Annotated in this window: 16 protein-coding genes and 1 riboswitch; of the genes, 7 read left to right on the forward strand and 9 right to left on the reverse strand. The window is 70.6% G+C overall.

The genetic code is table 11. From position 1 onward, the window contains the following. The first annotated feature begins 10 nt into the window (after positions 1 to 10). The 5 genes from AB8M85_RS02660 to AB8M85_RS02680 all read left to right on the forward strand — a co-directional run bounded on the left by AB8M85_RS02660 (position 11) and on the right by AB8M85_RS02680 (position 4,784). Positions 11 to 472 carry a MarR family winged helix-turn-helix transcriptional regulator gene (locus AB8M85_RS02660; protein WP_372697214.1) on the forward strand — a complete coding sequence of 154 codons (462 nt, stop codon included), beginning with the start codon at positions 11 to 13 and terminating at the stop codon, positions 470 to 472. Positions 473 to 508: 36 nt separating this feature from the next. Then, positions 509 to 1,339 (forward strand): methyltransferase domain-containing protein, encoded by an 831-nt coding sequence (locus AB8M85_RS02665; RefSeq protein WP_372697215.1) that lies wholly within the window; start codon positions 509 to 511, stop codon positions 1,337 to 1,339. Between the two features lie 87 nt (positions 1,340 to 1,426). Next, on the forward strand, positions 1,427 to 2,053 hold the full coding sequence (locus AB8M85_RS02670; RefSeq protein WP_372697216.1) for a LysE family transporter: 627 nt from the start codon (positions 1,427 to 1,429) through the stop codon (positions 2,051 to 2,053). Positions 2,054 to 2,125: 72 nt separating this feature from the next. Further along, a complete protein-coding gene (locus tag AB8M85_RS02675) occupies positions 2,126 to 2,629 on the forward strand; it encodes a low molecular weight protein-tyrosine-phosphatase (protein ID WP_372697217.1) in 504 nt (167 codons plus the stop codon). After that, a complete protein-coding gene (locus AB8M85_RS02680; RefSeq protein ID WP_372697218.1) occupies positions 2,619 to 4,784 on the forward strand; it encodes a chorismate-binding protein in 2,166 nt (721 codons plus the stop codon). Before AB8M85_RS02675 ends, AB8M85_RS02680 begins: the two co-directional genes overlap by 11 nt. Before the next feature lie 162 nt (positions 4,785 to 4,946). On the opposite strand, the gene cls is transcribed toward AB8M85_RS02680, so the two are convergent. After that, complete coding sequence (gene cls, locus AB8M85_RS02685; protein WP_372697703.1) at positions 4,947 to 6,416, reverse strand: cardiolipin synthase; 1,470 nt, start codon at positions 6,414 to 6,416, stop codon at positions 4,947 to 4,949. Positions 6,417 to 6,503: 87 nt separating this feature from the next. Here cls and AB8M85_RS02690 point away from each other — a divergent pair, with 87 nt between their 5' ends. Further along, positions 6,504 to 7,472 carry an aminodeoxychorismate lyase gene (locus tag AB8M85_RS02690; RefSeq protein ID WP_372697219.1) on the forward strand — a complete coding sequence of 323 codons (969 nt, stop codon included), beginning with the start codon at positions 6,504 to 6,506 and terminating at the stop codon, positions 7,470 to 7,472. 128 nt (positions 7,473 to 7,600) lie between these two features. Here the strand turns inward: AB8M85_RS02690 and AB8M85_RS02695 are convergent, their stop codons facing one another. Together AB8M85_RS02695 and AB8M85_RS02700 are read right to left on the reverse strand one after the other, a co-directional pair. Next, the gene (locus AB8M85_RS02695; RefSeq protein ID WP_372697220.1) at positions 7,601 to 9,991 is read right to left on the reverse strand and encodes an ATP-binding cassette domain-containing protein; all 2,391 of its coding nucleotides are present in this window, start codon (positions 9,989 to 9,991) and stop codon (positions 7,601 to 7,603) included. Between the two features lie 4 nt (positions 9,992 to 9,995). Next, complete coding sequence (locus AB8M85_RS02700) at positions 9,996 to 10,616, reverse strand: ECF transporter S component (RefSeq protein ID WP_372697221.1); 621 nt, start codon at positions 10,614 to 10,616, stop codon at positions 9,996 to 9,998. A 54-nt stretch (positions 10,617 to 10,670) separates the two neighbouring features. Continuing rightward, positions 10,671 to 10,797, reverse strand: a riboswitch (TPP riboswitch). A 68-nt stretch (positions 10,798 to 10,865) separates the two neighbouring features. Here AB8M85_RS02700 and AB8M85_RS02705 point away from each other — a divergent pair. After that, positions 10,866 to 11,135: a DUF4235 domain-containing protein gene (locus AB8M85_RS02705; protein WP_372697222.1), complete on the forward strand. Its 270-nt coding sequence runs from the start codon at positions 10,866 to 10,868 to the stop codon at positions 11,133 to 11,135. A 6-nt stretch (positions 11,136 to 11,141) separates the two neighbouring features. On the opposite strand, the gene mnhG is transcribed toward AB8M85_RS02705, so the two are convergent. Genes mnhG through AB8M85_RS02735 form a run of 6 tightly spaced genes read right to left on the reverse strand, consistent with a single transcriptional unit; the run spans position 11,142 to position 17,643 of the window. Then, complete coding sequence (gene mnhG / locus AB8M85_RS02710; protein WP_372697223.1) at positions 11,142 to 11,540, reverse strand: monovalent cation/H(+) antiporter subunit G; 399 nt, start codon at positions 11,538 to 11,540, stop codon at positions 11,142 to 11,144. Beyond that, positions 11,537 to 11,806 carry a monovalent cation/H+ antiporter complex subunit F gene (locus AB8M85_RS02715; protein ID WP_372697224.1) on the reverse strand — a complete coding sequence of 90 codons (270 nt, stop codon included), beginning with the start codon at positions 11,804 to 11,806 and terminating at the stop codon, positions 11,537 to 11,539. Before AB8M85_RS02715 ends, mnhG begins: the two co-directional genes overlap by 4 nt. Then, on the reverse strand, positions 11,803 to 12,465 hold the full coding sequence (locus AB8M85_RS02720; protein ID WP_372697225.1) for a Na+/H+ antiporter subunit E: 663 nt from the start codon (positions 12,463 to 12,465) through the stop codon (positions 11,803 to 11,805). Before AB8M85_RS02720 ends, AB8M85_RS02715 begins: the two co-directional genes overlap by 4 nt. Continuing rightward, positions 12,462 to 14,084 (reverse strand): Na+/H+ antiporter subunit D, encoded by a 1,623-nt coding sequence (locus AB8M85_RS02725; protein ID WP_372697226.1) that lies wholly within the window; start codon positions 14,082 to 14,084, stop codon positions 12,462 to 12,464. Before AB8M85_RS02725 ends, AB8M85_RS02720 begins: the two co-directional genes overlap by 4 nt. Beyond that, positions 14,081 to 14,653 carry a Na(+)/H(+) antiporter subunit C gene (locus AB8M85_RS02730; RefSeq protein ID WP_372697227.1) on the reverse strand — a complete coding sequence of 191 codons (573 nt, stop codon included), beginning with the start codon at positions 14,651 to 14,653 and terminating at the stop codon, positions 14,081 to 14,083. Before AB8M85_RS02730 ends, AB8M85_RS02725 begins: the two co-directional genes overlap by 4 nt. Next, the gene (locus tag AB8M85_RS02735) at positions 14,650 to 17,643 is read right to left on the reverse strand and encodes a Na+/H+ antiporter subunit A (RefSeq protein ID WP_372697228.1); all 2,994 of its coding nucleotides are present in this window, start codon (positions 17,641 to 17,643) and stop codon (positions 14,650 to 14,652) included. The genes AB8M85_RS02730 and AB8M85_RS02735 overlap by 4 nt, the downstream gene beginning before the upstream one ends. Positions 17,644 to 17,740 lie beyond the last annotated feature (97 nt).

The raw sequence follows: 17,740 nt of genomic DNA on the forward strand, positions 1-17,740 counted from the left end.
CACTTCAACCGTGGACAACGGGGCGCATTTCCAGTTGGTCCGGCTGCTGCAGGAATTCACCCAGGCGTCGGACCGCTTCGTGGACGCCACCAGCGGGGGCAACTCGATGCACCGCAGCGACCTCAACGCCCTCTCGGTGGTCATGCGCCACGAACAGTCCGGGCAACCCCCCACGGCCTCGGCCCTGGGCCGCGAGCTGCATCTGAGCCCGCCGGCCACCACGGCCCTGGTCAACCGGCTTGAACGCAGTGGCCACGTGGTCCGGCGCCGCTCGGAGACCGACCGCCGCGTGGTGCGCATCGCCGTCACCGACCACGCGGTCTCGGAGGGCCGGCGCATGTTCGCCCCGCTGGCCCGCGCGCTATCCGAGGCCATCGCCGCCTATCCGGAGGCAGACATCGCCGTGATCTCCCGTTTCATGGCCGACGCGGCCCGCGCCGTGGACGGCGCGACGCAAAATCTCGACATGTAGCTGCCGCGGAAACCGCCGCGCGCCTAGGATCGGGAAATGGACAACGAGGTGTACTCCCACGGCCACCACGAGAGTGTCGTCCGCGCGCATGCGGTCCGCACCGCTGCCGACTCCGCGCCCCACCTGCTGCCCCACCTGGCCGCGGGCCAGCGCCTGCTCGACGTCGGATGCGGCCCCGGCTCGATCACCCTGGACCTGGCGCGTCTGATCGCCGCCCCCGATGGCAGCGGACGTGCCGTTGGCGTGGACCGCTCCGAGGACGTGCTCGCCACCGCCCGCGCCCGCGCCGCCGCCGAGGACGTGGTCAACGTCGGCTTCGAGGTCGGCAACATCTACGACCTCCAGTACGACGACGGCAGCTTCGACATTGCCCATGCCCACCAGGTGCTGCACCACCTGGTGGATCCGGTGGCCGCGGTGCGCGAACTGCGGCGCGTCACGGCCCCGGGAGGGCTGGTCGCCCTGCGCGAGGCCGATTATGCCGCCATGTCGTGGTACCCGGAGAGCCCGGCACTGGCCCGCTGGCGGGAGGTCTACGACCGGCTCTCCCGCTCCAACGGCGCCGAACCCAACGCCGGGCGCCGGCTGTTGTCCTGGGCGCTGGCTGCCGGCTTCGACCCCGCCGACCTGCAGGTCTCGGCCTCGACGTGGATCCACGGGACCGAAGCCAGCCGCAACGACTTCGGGCTGGGCTGGGCCGAGCGGGCCCTGCACTCCAGCTACGCCGAGCAGGCGCTCGAACGCGGCATCGCGGACCAGCAGGCGCTGCAGGGCATCGCGGCGGGCTGGCGGCAGTGGGCCGCCGACCCGGCCGGGGTCTTCATCATGCCCAGCGTCGAACTCATCGCCCGCGTCGGCGAGGACTGAACGGCGCGGCCCGGCATTCGCGGCGCACGGCGTGCCCACCACGTCACGGTGGTCCCGGCGTCGTGCTGGCACCCCTAGAATCCTCGGGTGACCTTTTCGCTATGGCTCTCGCTGTTGGGCGCCTGCCTCCTCATCAGCTTCACGCCCGGCGCCGGGGCCATCAACACGATGAACAACGCCCTCAACGCCGGCTTCCGCCGCTCGTTCTGGGGGATCCTGGGCCAGCAGGCGGCCCTGCTGGTCCACGTGCTGGTCGTCGCGGCAGGCGTCGGCGTCCTGGTCGCCAACTCCCCCGTGGCCTTCGCCGTGGTGCGCTACCTCGGCGCCGCCTACCTGGTCTACCTCGGCATCGGGCTGCTGCGGGCCAAACCGGATGCGGATACGGCAGCGGTCGACGTCCGGGCCCACGAACCGGCCTCCTCGATGTTCCGCCGGGGCCTCTGGGTGAACCTGCTCAACCCAAAGGCCATCGTCTTCTTCCTGGCCTTCACCCCGCAGTTCATCCGCCCGCTGGAACCGCTGGTGCCGCAGTACCTGGTGCTCATCGGCACGATCGTGGCCGTGGACATCCTGGTCATGTGGTTCTTCTTCGCCGCCACGGCCAAGGGGTTCCGCCGGTTCACCCGCAATGCCCGCGGCCAGCGCATCCTGAACCTGGTGTTCGGCACCCTGTTCATCTTCGTCGCAGCCCTGCTGTTGTTCATGCACCAATAGGCCGGGCGGGCCCCCTGCCCCGCAGGTCCCCGCAGCCTGCCCTCCGGGCGCGGACGTGCATAGACTGGCTTCATGTTCAGGATCCTCACCGTGTGCACCGGCAACATCTGCAGGTCGCCGATGGCCGCCTACCTGCTCCGTCAAGCCGTCCAGGACGCCGGGATCTCCGACGTGGACATCACCTCGGCCGCCACCAGCGACTGGGAAACCGGCAACCCGATCGATCCCCGTGCTGCGGCCCTGCTGACCCGGCGCGGCATCGAGACCTCCTCGCACGTGGCCCGGCAGTTCGACGCCGGCGACTTCGACGAGGTCGACCTGGTGCTGGCCCTGGACGCCGACCACTACACCCACCTGCGGCGGCTGGCCACCTCGGACTCCGCCCGCACCAAGATCCGCATGCTGCGCTCCTTCGACCCGGACTCGGCACAGGAGGCCCCGGCACGGCAGGGCATCTACGACCCCTGGTACGGCGACGACGCCGACTTCGAGACGACCTACCAGCTGATCTCGGCCGCACTGCCCGGCCTGGTCCAGCACATCAGGAACCAGACCGCGGACACGCGTGGCGCCTAGATCCCCCGTCATCATCGCGGTCGACGGCCGCTCCGGTGCGGGCAAGAGCACCTTGGCGCTGGAACTGGCCACCAGCTTGCGTGCCCACCGCCGCGTCTCGTTGTTCCACCTCGAGGACGTCTACACCGGGTGGGACGGCCTCGCCGCGGGCCGGGAACGCTACGTGGCCGAGGTGCTGGAGTCCCTGCACTGGGGCGAGGACGCACGCTGGACGTCCTGGGACTGGGTCCACGACACCGATGGCGAGCGCCGCACCACCGCCGCGGCCGACATCGTGCTCGTCGAGGGCGTCGGTGCCGGGTGCCGCGAGGCCCGCAGGTACCTGGATGCCGTGGTCTGGGTCGAGGTGGAGGACACGGCACGACGACGGCGCGCCCTCGCGCGCGACGGCGACACCTTTGCCCCGCACTGGGACCGCTGGGCGGCGCAGGAAACCGCCTGGCTCGAGGCGGACCCCGTCCCGTCGGCCGCCGACGTCCTGGTGTTCAACCCCGCCGACGGCAGTGCCCCCGCCGATGCCCTGCGCGCCCTGGCCCAGCTGCCCGGGCTGCAACAGGCGCTGCGCCCCGAGATCCAGGCCGCCGCCACACCGGCACTGCTCTCCCGGCGCCTGGCAGTGCCCCGCCTGGCGAGCGCGCCGGACCTGTTCGAACGGCTCTGCCCCGGGGACCACGCGGTCCTGCTGGATTCCTCGAACGCGGCCTTGCCCGGCACCACGCGCAACCGCTTCAGCATCCTCGCGGACGACGGCGGGTCCGCCGCCTGGCGCATCGAGCACCGGGACGGGACCACCGAGATCACCACCGGCTGCGCCGTGACCCGCCTGGGCGGCCCGTTCTTCACCTGGCTGGACCGCAACTGGGGCCCGGCTCGCCTGGAGGCACCCTCCGGGTACGAGGCCGGATTCGCCCTGGGCTGGCTCGGGTGGCTCGGGTACGAGCTGGGTCGCGAATCCGGCGGCGTGCCGAACGCCTCCAGCCCCACCCCGGATGCCGCGCTGCTGCACCCCGGGCGCGCCGTCGTGCTCGACCATCTCCGGTCCGAGGCGTGGCTGCTGGCCCTGGCGGCCCCCGACGCGCACTCCTGGCTCGAGGCCACAGCCCGCCTGATCGGCTCCGCCACCGGCAGCGTTGCGGTCCCGGGAGCCGAGGCGTCCGACGCGGCAGCCGGGGCGTCCGACGCGGCAGCCGGGGGCAGCCCGCCCTCCTTCGCCCCTGCGGATTCCCGCACGGGCTACCTGGCCAAGATCCGCTCCGCGCAGCAGGAGATCACCGAGGGCAACAGCTACGAGGTCTGCCTGACCACCGTGCTGCGCGCAGACGTCCCCGCCACCGCAGGGGCTGGCGCGGGGTTCGACCCGTGGACTGCCTACCAGTGCCTGAGGGCCTCCAGTCCTGCCCCCTTCGCCCACTACATCCGCTGGGCGGGCACCATCGTCGCGAGCTCCTCCCCCGAGCGCTTCCTCTCGATCGACGCCGCGGGCCTGCTGCGCGCCGAGCCGATCAAGGGCACCCGCCCGCGCTCCACCGACCCGGCCGAGGACGCGGAGCTGGCCCGCGACCTGGCCACCGCCGCGAAGGACCGGGCGGAGAACATCATGATCGTGGACCTGCTGCGCAACGACCTCTCCCGCTTCACCGATCCCGCCACCTTGCGGGTCCCGCGCCTGTGCGCGGTGGAAAGCTACGCGACGGTGCACCAGCTGGTCTCGACCATCGAGGCGCGGCTGCTGCCCGATGCCTCGCGCTCCGAGGCCGTCGCCGCCGCGTTCCCGCCCGGGTCGATGACCGGCGCCCCGAAGATCTCGACCATGGCGATCCTGGACCGTCTCGAGCAGGGCCGCCCGCGCGGGGTCTATTCGGGGGCAGCGGGCTATTTTTCCCATACCGGCGCCGCCGACCTGGCCGTCGTGATCCGCACGCTGGTTGCGCAGCATGGAACACCGCCCGGATCGGGGAACGCGGGAACCCGGGCCGACGAACAGGGCGCGGGCTGGAGCCTTAGCCTCGGCCTTGGCGGGGCGATCACCTCGGATTCGGATCCGGCCACGGAATGGGACGAGGTCGCCACGAAGTCCCGCGGCGTGCTCCGCGCCCTGGGAACCTCGTTCGACGACGGCGGCCCGGCAGCCGGCCGATGCCCCCTCAGCGTGTAGGGGACTCCCGGGGCCCCGCCGCCGAGCGCGAGATCGCCTCATGCACCTGCCCGCCTGGGCCGCGCCATCGTGGTGTTCCTCGACGTGGTCGTTGTCGGCAGGGGCAGCGACGGTGGGCCAATTGTCCCCGGTAGCCCGGCCGAGGCGGGGCCTGCCGTGCGCCTACTGCAGCGTGGCGGTCAGCCGGGCCACGTTGTCCACGTAGCGCATCAGCCGCGTCCTGCCGCTCCAGTCCTCGAGCGTGAGCAGCGTCGAGTGCTGCTTGTAGGCGGCCTGCACCTGGTCGATGGCCCGGACGGCGCGGGAGCCGAGCAGCATGACCGAGACCTCCAGGTTCAGCGAGAACGAGCGCATGTCCATGTTGGAGGAACCGAAGACGGCGACCTCGTCGTCGACCGTGAAGCACTTGGTGTGCAGGACCATCGGCTTGCGGTACCGGTAGATCTTCACCCCGGCACGCAGCAGCTGCAGGTAGTAGGACTGCTGGGCGTGGTGGACCAGGGCCTGGTCGCCGCGTTCGGAGACCAGCAGCTCCACCTCGACCCCGCGTTGGGCGGCGGTGGTGATGGCGTAGAGCATCGAGTCGTCCGGGACGAAGTAGGGGCTGGTGATCGTCAGCTTCTCGGTGGCCGAATACATCAGCGTGTTGAACAGGCGCAGGTTGTTCTCCGAGATGAACCCGGGGCCGCTGGGCACCAGTTGCCCGGTGATATCGCCCTGGGCGGTCGGCACACCGCCCTGGTTGACGTGCTCCATCAGGTTCTCGTCCGTCTCCTGCGACCAGTCCGTGGTGAACACGACGTCCAGCGCGGTGACCAGGGGGCCGCGCACCCGGGCCATCAGGTCCAGCCATTCGCGGCCGATCTTGTGCGCCGAGGCCCGCTTGTAGCCCGGTTCGATCAGGTTCAGGCTGCCCGTGTAGGCGACCTCGCCATCGATGACCAGCATCTTGCGGTGGTTGCGCAGGTCCGGGCGGCGCCATTGCCGGCGCAGCGGGGAGACCGGCAGCATCGGCCGCCAGTCGATCCCGCCGGCCGTTAACCGCTTGCGCAGTTTCCGGTAGCCGGAGGTGCGCATGGTTCCCAGGTGGTCGAAGAGCAGCCGGACCTTCACGCCCCGGGCCACGGCCGCGTCGAGCGCGTCGAGGAACGGCCCGGCCAGGATCGGGTCGTCGCCGACGATGTAGAACTGGACGTTGACGTATTGCACGGCCGTGTGGACGGCCTCGGTCATCTGCTGCAGCGACTCGCGGGTATCGGTGATGAATTCGATCCGGTTGCCCTCCTGCATGGGGAAGGCCCCGAGGTTGCGGTTCAGCAGGGCAGCGGACTGCACCCACTCCGGGGCATCGAGTTCGTCGTCGTGCAGGTCCAGTTCGCGGGTGGCCGCGAAGACGCGCTCGTTGACCTCGGTCTGCCGGTCGATCCGCCGCTGGGAGAGCTTGAAGTTGCCGAAGAGCAGGAACAACACCAGTCCGACCACGGGCAGGAAGAAGATCGACAGCAGCCACGCCATGGCGGTGGTCGGGCGCCGGTTGCCGGGCACGATGCCGAGCATGACCACGCGGATGCCGATGTCCACGATCCACAGGATCGACAGCAGCCATCCGGGCAGGCCATCCCAGAGGAACATCGTTTCAGTCACCCACGCACCTCTCGACGAACGCCAACCGTCATAGCCTATCGGTCCGGTAAGAACCCCGGGGGTACTCTGGTGCGCATGACTGTCTTGGTGTTCGTGGACCCCTCCACCCCGGCCGGCCGGGTGGCCGATGCCACCGCCGCCCAACTGCCCGTCACCGACCAGGGGGTCGTACGGGGCGATGGCGTCTTCGAGTCGATGCTCTACACCGGCGGGGTCGTGCGGAAGCTCGACGCCCATCTGGCCCGGCTGCGCTCCTCGGCGGCCAGCTGCGATCTTGCCCTGCCCGACGAACAGGCCTGGCGTGCTGCCATCACGACGGCGGTGGCCGGCTACGATGCCGGAAGCGCCGCGGCCCCGGACGCCGGGAGCACAACCGGCTCCACGACCGGGACCGCCGATGGCGGATGGCGCACCTCCGCACCGCTGGCCTCGACCGCGGAGCGCGACGAGGCCGTGGTGAAGCTGGTCGTCACCCGCGGCAGCGAAGGCGCCGGGCACGGTGCCGCGTGGGTCATGGTCTCCCCCGCCCCCGAAACCGGGCGCCGCCAGCGGCAGGAGGGCATCGCCGTCGTGCTGTTGGACCGGGGCTACGATTCCTCGCTGGCCGAACGGGCCCCCTGGCTGCTCATGGGCGCCAAGACGCTCTCCTACGCGGTGAACATGGCCGCGCTGCGCCATGCCCGCACGCTGGGGGCCGACGACGTCATCTTCACCTCCAGCGACGGACGCGTGCTCGAGGGGCCGACGTCGACCGTGCTGCTGGCCACCCGCGAGAACGGGGTCAAGCGCCTGGTCACCCCGCGGCTGGAAACCGGCATCCTGCCCGGCACCACCCAGGGCGCGATCTTCGCGGCCGCCGAACGGGCCGGCTGGTCGCTGGGCTACGGGCCCATGGAACCGCACCACCTGCTGGAGGCCGACGCCGTCTGGCTGGTTTCCAGCATCCGGCTGCTCGCACCGGTGAACTCCATCGACGGCACTGCCATCGCCCGCGATGCCGACCTGCACGCCGAGCTGACGGGTCTGGTCGAGACCATCCGCTGACAGGTACTACACCTGGCTGAAGGCCCACTCGAAGTCCTACGGGTGGGTGCACCACACGGTGTACGAGCAGGGCTCACCGTACGCCGAGGCCTGGCACTTCGAGTACATGCGCTGAGCCGGGCGGCGGGTCAACCCCAGACCAGATTCCAGGTCCCGGCCGCCACGGCGGCGGCCACGGCCACCGCCCCCAGCAGCAGGCCACCGGCCACTAGCCACGCGTCGCGTCCCGCGAACGTCGCCGTCCTGGCCCAGGTGCGGTGCCGCCCGCCGAAGCCCTTGGCCTCCATCGTGACGGCCAGCCGGGAGGCGCGGCGGATGGCCTGCACCATCAGCCCCAGGCTCTGGCCGGCATTGGCCCGCAACCGCTGGACGAGGTTGCCTTGTGCCCCGACGCCACGGGCCCGGCGTGCCATGCCCAGCGTGGCCCATTCCTCGGCCAGCAGGCCCAGCAGCCGCATCCCGGCCAGGGCACCGAGCACGAAGCGGTGCGGCAATCTGGCCTGTTGGGCCAGCGCGTTGGCCAGGTCCGTGGGATCGGTGCTGGAGAGCACGATGACGGCCGGTACCGCCACGGCGAACACCCGAAACCCGGTGGCCAGTCCGGAGACCAGCGAACCCTCGCTCACCGTCGCCACTTCCAGGTCCAGCAGCACCGCCCCGGCATCGTAGCCCACCAGCGCCGTGCCCCACGCCGCGAAGAGGCCGGCCACCAGCAGCGGCCAGGCCCGGGCCAGGAACCGCAGCGGCCGGATCCCGGCCAGCGGCAGGAGCAGCAGGCTCGCCAGGACGACGACGGTGGAACTGACCAGATCCAACGAGGCAATCAGGGGCGTGGTTGCCAGCACGACGGCTGCCAGTTTGGCCAGCGGGTTGCAGCGGCCGAAGAAGCTGGCCCGGCCCGCCGGGTCGGGTTCGATGACCGGCACCGTCCCTGCGGGAACCGCAGCCGGTGGCGTGGGCGCCTCCGGGCGGCGCACCGGGTAGGGCGTGGCATCGAGTGCGGCGGCGAAGGCCGCATCATGGGTGACCGCGATGACGGCGACCCCGTCGTCGAGCTGCTCGCGCAACAGCAGGGCCAGCTCCCTCCACGTGTTCGCGTCCTGCCCGAAGGTCGGCTCGTCCAGGATGAGCAGGCGGGGGCCTGCGGCGAGCACGGTGGCCACCGACAGGCGCCGCTTCTCCCCGCCGGAGAGGGTGAACGGGTTCGCATCCTGCAGGTCCCGCAGGCCCAGCCGGTCCAGCAGCCCATCGACGCGCCGGTCGATCTCGGCATCGGTGTGCAGTCGCTCGTTGCTGCCCGGCCGGCGGGCGTGCCGTGGCCCGTAGGCCAGTTCGTCGCGGACGGTCGCCGTCACGAACTGGTGCTCGGGCTCCTGGAAGACGGTCCCGATGCGGGTGACCAGTTCCCCGGCGCGCCACAGGTACGGCCGCGCGTCCCCTTCGGTCCCTGTGTCCGCCACGGCGGAACCGCGCAGCCCGGACCGGGCCTCCACGCGGCCGGCACGTTCGGGCAGCAGGCCGGCCAGGGTCAATGCCAGCGTGGATTTCCCCGCGCCGTTGGCCCCCGTGATGCACAGGGCGTCGCCGGCCCGGATGCCCAGGTCGACGTCGGTCAGGGCCGGTGCCGTGCGTGGCGCCCGGGCCACGGCCAGTCCCTGGGTCCGCAGCAGCCCGGTTGCCGGCGTCCCGGCGGGCTCGCGGGCCGGTAGCGGCGGGGTGTAGCCCGGGACCCAGACCCCGGCGTCGGCCAGGCGGTCGCGGAGGGGGCCGGGGGCGAACAGCTCGGCCGGGCTGCCCTGGCAGGCGACCCCTCCGCCGGGCTCCAGGACGATGACGCGGTCCACCGCGTCGGCCCAGGCCTCGAGCCGGTGCTCCACGATGACCATCGTCGCCCCGCTGCGTCCGACGGACTCCACCACGGCGTCACGGACCTCCCGGACACCGTCGGGGTCCAGGTTCGCGGTCGGTTCATCGAGCAACACGAGCCCGGGGCGCATCGCCAGGATCCCGGCCAGGGCCAGGCGCTGTTTCTGGCCGCCGGACAGGGCGGAAGTCGGGTGCTCCACGGGCAGGTCCAGGCCGACGGCATCCAGGCTCGCGGCAACCCGCGGCCAGATCTCCCCGGCGGGAACGCAGAGGTTTTCCGCGCCGAAGGCGACGTCGTCGCCGATCCGGGCTTGCACGACCTGGGTCTCCGGGTCCTGCTGCATGAGCCCGATCCGGCCAGGGGCCCGGCCGGCCGGCTGGCCGTCGATGAGCAGCTCGCCGGCCGAGGCATTGTCCTCGTCGTCCTGCAGCACGCCGGCGAGGGCATGCAGCAGCGTGGATTTCCCGGCCCCGGACGGCCCGACGAGCAGCACCCGCTCACCGGAGGCGATGTCCAGGTCCAGGCCCGAGACCGCCGGGACTTCGCGTCCGGCGTGTTTCCAGGCCCAGCCGCGGGCCCTGACGGTGCAGCCGCGCGGTGCCGGGCCGGCGGCCGCGGCGGGATCCGCTGTCGGTTCCAGGCGGTGGTTCATCGAATCAACCGACGATCCGCTCCTGGGCGGCCTTCCGCGAGGCCAGCGCCGACAGGGCCCCGGTCCGGGACAGTGCACGGGTCAGGGCCCAGCTGCCCAGCCCGGCGATGACCAGTCCGGAGGCCGCCATGCAGCCGACGTAGGCGAACTTCATCGCCGTCGTGTACTCGGGGAACCAGGCGAAGATGAAGGCATCGTTGACCCCGCCGAAGATGCCGGTCAGCAGCCCGGCCAGCAGGGCCACCGGAAGCGACCAGCGGCGGTAAAGGAACACGGCAACGACGACCTCGGCGCCCAGCCCCTGGACCAGGCCGGAGACCCAGACGGTCCAGCCGTATTCGGAGCCCAGCAGCGAGGAGACCACCGCGGCCACCATCTCGCAGAACAGAGCGGCCCCGGGTTTGCGGATGACCAGCGCCCCGAGCACTGCGGGAAAGAGCCACATTCCGGCCAACAGCGCCGACGATGGCGGGAAGGCGAGGAAGAGGAAATCGAGCAGGTGGTGGGTGGTGTTCCAGGCCCAGAAGATGACGCCGGAGGCGACGGCGATGACGGATGCGACGACGATGTCGACGACGCGCCAGCTGCGGCGCGTCGTGGCCGCGGCAGAAAGGGTGCTGCTCATGAGGGTGTCCTCCTTGGTGGTCAAGGAGGGGAGGGCAACGCGGCGGTTCCGCGTGTCCTGAGATTCTCGACTCCCTTCGCCGGTACGAGCCGGAGCAGGTTCGAGGGTCTGCGGCATTCCGCACTCTCAGCGTCCGTGTGCCCGGCCGTTTCCGGTCGGCGACGCTCCCCTGTCGTAGGTGTTTCAGTGGCCCCAGTCTACAGCGCGTTATGCTGGGCGGGTAACCACCTACCGACGGGAGAATCGTTCGTGAACGTACTACTGAAAGTCTTCGGCTCGGTGATGTCGATCGGTGCCGGATTCCTCGGCGGCAAGCTCGTGGACGTGGTCTGGGAAAAGGCGACCGGCGTCAATCCGCCCAAACCGGGGGATGCCGACGCGCAGGCGCAGGCGACCTTGCGCCAGGCGCTGGGATTCGCCGTCGTGTCGGCCGTTGTCGCGGCAGTGATCCAGGTGATGACCAACCGGGGGACGCAGCGGACCATCCGCCACTTCAACAAGACCGTCGACGAGGTCTGAGACCGGCTACCGGCCTTCGTCCAGGCGACGCTGGGCCTCGGAGACCACTTCATTGAGGTCGTCGAGGACCAGCGTTTCCTGTTTGAGGTGCTTGGTCCGGTAGGCCGCCCGACCGACCATGTGGGCCGTCACCGGCGCGGTGAGCAGTTGGAACAACCACGCCAGCAGCAGCACGGGCACTGCGGACCACGCCCTGATCTGCAAGGCGACCGCCATTAGCAGCAGGAAGAGCCCGAGCACCTGCGGCTTGGTGGCCGCGTGCATGCGCGAGAACAGGTCGGGGAAGCGCACCAGGCCGATGCCCGCGGCGACGGACATCAGCGCGCCGCCCACCATGCAGACCGCCGTGATCCAGTCCACGACGGTGTCGGCGGTTCCGCCCTCGACCAGGGCGATGACCATCATGGGTTCCTCCGATCCGTGACGTAGCGGGCGATGGTGACCGAGCCGATGAAGGCCACCAGGCAGCCGACGACGATGAACACGATGTGGTTCAGGTGCTGGTTGACGGCCATGTCCAGGCACAGCCCGCACATGATGATGACCAGCAAGACGTCCAGGGCGATGGTGCGGTCCAGGATCGAGGGGCCGCGGGCCAGCCGGACGAGCGACAGGACGGCCCCGATGGCCAGGGCGATCCCGGAGATCCAGGCGGCAATCATGATGGTCATGGCTGCTTCTCCGTTCCCTGGGCGGTGGCTTCCGCCGCCGACGCCTCCTCGGCGCGCAACGCCGCCAGCTCCTCGCGGCTGCCCATGACGCGGATCAGCGCCGCCTCGATGTCGCGGATTTCCTGGCGGAAGCCCTCGGCGTCCTCGTCGCCGTTGATGTCCAGCACGTGCAGGTAGAGGGTCGAGGTGGTGCGGTCGACCTCGACGACGAACGACCCCGGGATCAGCGTGAGAACGTGGCCCAGCGCCGTGGCCATGAGGTCCTCGTGGCTGCGCATGCGGATCCCCATGACGGCGTTGCGCACCCTGGGCCCGCGGACGATGGCCACGCCCATGACGTGGATGCTGGCCTTGACGACCTGCCACATGAACCGCAGGGCGAACAGCACGGCGTGCCAGACATTGAAGCGGCCACTGAGCTCGACCGGCGGTAGCTTGAAGGTCGCCACGACGGCCAGCGAGAGGATGAACCCGAACAGCAGGTTCCCGAGGCTGAAGTCCCGCCAGAGCGCCCCCCAGACCAGGACCATCCACAGCGTCAGGGGCAGTTCGATCAGGAAGCGGGCGCGCCGCCGTCGTGCCCGGGCCCGGGCTCCCCGGGCACCGGTGAGCAGCTCGGAGGGCCGTGCGGGGCGGACGTGGTGGCGGTGCGGGCTCATGATCCGCCTCCCGCCCCGAGGACGGCCTCGATGTAGGGGGTGCGTTCGACCATCTGCTGGGCGGCCTGGTCGGCCAGGTCGAACAGCGGTCCGGCGAAGACCGTCAACGCGACGCCCAGCAGCACCAGGGCACCGGTCGAATAGACCATGGTGCGCGGCAGCAGGGCGGTGTCGCCGCGGCCGCTGAACCGGCTGGCGGGCACGTCGTGCACGTGCTGGTAGGTGGTGGCGTGCCCGCCGCCGTCGGCTGCGATGAGCAGGAGCGGGTCCGGGTCCTCGGCGTCCTCGGCGCGGCGCCAGAACGCCCGGTTCCAGACGCGGGCCACGGCCAGCAGGGTCAGCAGCGAGGTGGCCAGCGCACCGGCGAGCAGGACCCAGGCCAGCGGTGTGCCCAGGTCCACGCCGCCGCGCAGCAGCCCCAGCTTGCCCAGGAAGCCGGAGAACGGCGGGATGCCGCCCAGGTTCATCGCGGGGACGAAGAACAGCACCGCCAGCACGGGCGAGAGCTTGGCCAGCGAGCCGAGCCGGTCCACGTTGGTCGTCCCGCCGCGGCGTTCCATGAGGCCGGCGACCAGGAACAGCGAGGTCTGCACGATGATGTGGTGGGCGACGTAGTAGATCGTGGCGGCCAGGGCGGCGATGCTGCCGGTGGCCAGTCCGAAGACCATGTAGCCGATGTGGCTGGTCAGCGTGAAGGAGAGCATGCGCTTGAAGTCCGCCTGCGCCAGCGCCCCCAGAATGCCCACGACCATGGTCAGCAGTGCCACCACCATCAGGGCGGTATGCAGCCGCTCCCCCGGGAAGAGCAGGGTCTCGGTGCGGATCATCGCGTAGACGCCGACCTTGGTGAGCAGCCCGGCGAACACCGCGGTCACCGGCGCCGGCGCGGTCGGGTAGGAGTCGGGCAGCCAGAAGGACAGCGGGAAGACGGCCGCCTTGACGCCGAAGGCCACGAGCAGCATCACATGCAGGACCATCTGCGTGCCGGGGTCGACGTCGGCAAGCTTGCCGGAGAGGTCGGCCATGTTCACCGTGCCCGTGGCGGCATAGATCATGCCGATCGCCACGAGGAACAACACCGAGGAGACCACCGAGACGACGACGTAGGTGACCCCTGCCCGGATCCGTGCCGTGGTCCCGCCCAGGGTGAGCAGCACGTAGGAGGCCGTCAACAGGATCTCGAAGCCGACGTAGAGGTTGAACAGGTCCCCGGCCAGGAACGCATTGGACACGCCCGCGACGAGGATCAGATAGGCGGGGTGGAAGACCGAGATCGGCCCGTCCTCGTCGCCGTCGGCCATGCCCTGCCCCGTGGCGTAGAGCAGCACGGTGAGGCTGACCGCGGTGGACACGACCAGCATCAGCGCGGAGAACTCGTCGACCACCAGGGAAATGCCGAAGGGCGGCGCCCAGCCGCCGATCATCACCGCCTGCGCCCCGTGCTGCCAGGCGGAGACGAGCATCCAGGACTCGAGGACCAGCGTCAGGCACAACGTCCCGATGGTCACGATGCGCTGGGCGCGCGGGTGCCGGCGCAGCACGAAGGCCAGTGCCGCGCCGAGGATCGGCAGCAGCACCGCCAGGGGCGCGAAGTCGACGGCTACCAGGTTGCCCATCATCGCGCCTTCCTGTTCCGTTGGTCGTTGCTGGTTCCGGCGCTTTCCTCGGAGGAGGCCTGCCGGAAGTCGTTGGCGAGCCGTTCCCCTGCCTCGCGGGCAGCCGCCTGCTGGCGGGAGAAGCCCTCCCGGGCCAGGGCCCCGTCGTCGTCCGCGTCCTCGGGGAATTCGGAGGTCTCGATCGCGACTTCGGAGTCCTCCTCGAAGTCGAAGGTGTCCTGCTCGGCGACGCGGCGGTCCTCGAGGTCGTCGGTGAGCTCGTCCCGGCGGGCGATCACCCAGGAACGGTAGATCATGGCCAGCAGGAAGGCAGTGACGGCAAAGGTGATGACGATCGCCGTCAGGATCAGCGCCTGCGGCAACGGGTCCGCATACTCCCCCGGCGGGGTGCCCGCCGAGTAGATCGGGGCCAGGCCCTTCGGTCCGCCCGCGGCCAGGATCAGCAGGTTCACCCCGTTGCCGACCAGGATGATGCCCAGCAGCACCCGGGTCAGGCTGCGTTCAAGCAGCAGGTAGATCCCCGTGGCGAAGAGCACCCCCATCACGACCAGCAAGGTCACGTTCACGCTCATCGTCCGACTCCCGTCCGCTGCGAGGCGCCCCGGCCCGCGGCGCCCCGGCCCCCGGAGCGTGCCCCGCGCTTCTCGGTCTTCTCGTCGATCTCCGAGCCCAGGCTGCGCAGCACGTCCACGACCAGGCCGACGACGACCAGGTAGACGCCGATGTCGAAGAAGGTCGAGGTGACGAACTTGTGCTCGCCGAAGACCGGCAACGCGAACTCGATGACCGCCGACTGGAACAGCTGGCCACCCAGCAGCAGTGGCATGATGCCGGACAGGGAGGCCACGGCCAGGCCGATCCCCAGCAGGGTCCCGGGGCTGATGGGGCTGGCCTCGGCGAGTTCGAAGCGCCCTCCGGCCAGGTAGCGGATGGCCAGGGCCAGGCCCGCGAGCAGGCCGCCGGCAAAGCCGCCCCCGGGCGAGTTGTGCCCGGCCAGCAGCAGGTAGACGGAGAAGAGCATGATCGTGTGGAAGACCAGCCGGGCGACCACCTCGAAGATGATCGAGCGCCGCTCGGGAGCCAGCGTCTTGCCGGCCACGAGCCAGGCGTCCTTGGCGGATTGGGCGAAGTGGCGGGCGGTGGCCAGCGTCGCGGCGGCCCGGGCGCTTCCGGAGTCCGGGCGCATCCGGCCCACGGAGCCGGGCTCGGCGTCGAGCGCCCGGCGTCGCACGTCCCCGCGGCCGCGGACGAAGATCAGCGAGGCCACGCCGGTGGCGGCCACGGCCAGCACGGTGATCTCCCCGAAGGTGTCCCACACGCGGATGTCCACGAGGGTGACGTTGACGATGTTCTTGCCCGCGCCGCCGACGTAGGCCAGCTCGGGGAAGTGCAGCGAGATCGGCTCGGCGACGCGCGAGGCCATCGCCGTGGCCGCGATGGCGATCATCGCCAGGCCGAACCCGACGCCCAGCACGCCCCGGGCGATCCGGTGCCCCGCGGGGTTCTCGATCCACAACGGCGGCGGCAGCACGCGCAGGGCCAACACCATGGCGACCAGCACGATCGTCTCGACGAGCAGCTGGGTCAGGGCCAGGTCCGGGGCGCCCTGCAGCGCGAAGATGAACGCCATGCCGTAGCCGGTCACCGAGACCATGAGAACGGCCAGGAAGCGCTTGTTCGCGCGCACTGCGGCGAGCGCCCCGACGATCATGCACAGTCCGGTGACCAGTTGGGCGGGTGTGTCGAACCAGATCAGCTGGTCGGGCACGGGGGTCACGTTCGCGAAGGCGGCGACCGCCGGGACGACGAGGGCCACCAGCAGGATGACGCCCAGGTAGAACGGAAGCGAACCACGCTGGGTGCGGCCGGTGACCCACACCGCTACCTCGTCGAGGCCGTTCAGGACCGCTTTGTAGGCCAGCTCCGCGTCCACGAGCGCCGGCACCCGCGCCTGCAGGGCACCGAAGCCCACGCGCCACCGGTACAGCAGCAGTCCGGCGGCAACGACCAGGGCCGAGAGGCCCAGCACCGGGGTCAGTCCGTGCCAGAGGGCCAGGTGCACCGGGTGGTGCGCGGCCGGGAACAGCGAGGCAAACGCGGACACTGCGTGCCCGAGCGGGGCCGGGAAGAGCCCGAAGGCCACGGTCGCGGCCGTCAGCACGGCCGGGGAGGCCAGGAAGAGCCACGGGACGGCCTTGAAGGGCGTGGCCGGCATGCCGGGCTTGGAGGCGAATCCGCCCCAGATGAACCGCGCGCTGTAGGCAACTGTCAGGATGGACCCGAGGACGACGACGATGAACACCACCATGCCCCACGGGCCGTTCCCTGCACCGTCCAGCAGGACCTCGAGGACCGATTCCTTGGCGACGAAGCCGTAGAGCGGGGGGATTCCTGCCATGGATGCGGCGGAGAGCAGCGCGACGACGAAGAGCTTCGGTGCGGTACGCCACAGGCCGGAGAGCAGCCGGACGTCACGGGTTCCGGCCTGGTGGTCGATGATGCCGACCACCAGGAACAGCGCGGCCTTGAAGAAGCCGTGGGCCAGCATGATCGCCAACCCGGCGATGGCGGCGTTGGCATCGGCCTGGCCCACCGTGAGCATGAGGAAGCCCAGCTGCGAGACGGTGCCGTAGGCGAGGATGAGCTTGATGTCCGTTTGCCGCAGGGCACGCCATCCGCCGATGAGCATGGTCGCCAGCCCCAGGCCGACCACCAGGGGGTCCCAGAAGGCGGTGTCGGAGAAGCCGGGTGCCAGCCGTGCCACCAGGTAGACGCCGGCCTTGACCATGGCGGCGGCGTGCAGGTACGCGGAGACCGGTGTGGGAGCGGCCATGGCTCCGGGCAGCCAGAAGTGGAAGGGGACCAGGGCGGACTTGCTGACCGCCCCGAGCAGGACCAGGGCGATGGCCACGTCGATCAGGGTGCCCTGCGAGACCAGTTCGGGTGCCCGCGCCATGACCTCGGACAGCCGGTAGGTCCCCGCGCTCTGGCCGATCATCACCAGTCCCAGCAGCATGGCCAGGCCGCCAAAGGTGGTGACCAGCAGCGCCTGCAGTGCCGACCGGCGGGCGAAGATGCGGGTGCGGGCAAAGCCGACCAGGAGGTACGACAGGATGGTCGTGATTTCCCAGAAGATGAACAGCAGGATCAGGTCATCCGAGACCACCAAGCCGAACATCGCCCCGGCGAAGGCCAGCAGCTGGGCACCGAAGGGCCCGATGTTCGCGTCCTCGTTCTTGAAGTAGCGGGCGCAGTAGAACAGCACCAGGGCGCCGACACCCAGGAGCAGCAGGCTCAAGATGGCGGCCAGGGCGTCCATCCGGAAGGCCAGCTCCAGCTGCAGCCCCGGGATCCACTCGACGGCCAGCCCCGGTGGCGCATGGGGTTCCCCGGCCAGCGCGGCCTGGTCCGCTGAGGTGAACGCCGTGAAGTTCACCAGCAGCCACACGAAGGCCGCCGCGGGGACCGCCCCGAGCAGGTAGAAGGAGGCACGGCCGAACCGGCGGAACAACAGCGGCGCGACGGCGCTCACCGCGAATAGCGCGATGAGAACCAGTGCCACTCGTTCCTCCCGGGATTCTGGGCCACGCATGGTTCGACACCGCAGCGGACGGTCAGGTTTTCCTTTTACTTTAACAGTTCAAGAATGTAATTCTCCC

It is taken from the genome of Arthrobacter sp. JSM 101049, from assembly GCF_041679245.1.
In the GTDB taxonomy this organism is placed as follows: domain Bacteria; phylum Actinomycetota; class Actinomycetes; order Actinomycetales; family Micrococcaceae; genus Arthrobacter_H.